This window comes from Pseudomonas sp. 05N434, assembly GCF_056396965.1.
This window is the reverse complement of sequence record NZ_JBFTMK010001151.1, coordinates 1-430: the sequence shown is the minus strand read 5'-3', so window position 1 is coordinate 430 and position 430 is coordinate 1. Positions and strand designations below refer to the sequence as shown.

Below are 430 nucleotides of genomic sequence, written 5' to 3'. Positions count from 1 at the left end.
GTATTACACGGTGCGGCGCGAACCCCGCATGCTCTCCAGCGGCCAGCGGCGCAACGGCCCACGTTCGACTTACATCGGCAGCGAAACCTTCGTCAGTCTGGTGGACAGCCAGCAGGCGCCCTATCGTCACGACCTGCGCCAATTGGGCGTAACGGCGTTATGCACCAACCGCGACCTGCCGCTGTTCATGAGCGTGGGCAACAACAAGACCGACTTCACCCTGGCCGACAGCGCACCGGTAGCGGCGGTACGCTGCRTGGCCGGCCCGAGCCGCCCACGCGCCAGCCATGCCCACGACGCCAAGGCCTGGCGGTTGATCAGCCAGCTTTCGCTCAATTACTTGTCCCTCAGCGAGCAAGGCCAGGGCGCCGCCGCCCTGCGCGAGCTGCTGCGCCTGTATGGCGACGACAACGATGCAGCCTTGCAATTG

The 430-nt window shown here is 65.7% G+C and carries 1 protein-coding gene; it reads left to right on the top strand.

Annotation, left to right across the window (positions count from 1 at the left end; genetic code table 11):
* Positions 1-430 (top strand): type VI secretion system baseplate subunit TssF (locus AC1DLB_RS32180; RefSeq protein ID WP_477786558.1); only part of this gene is annotated, 430 nt, incomplete at both ends.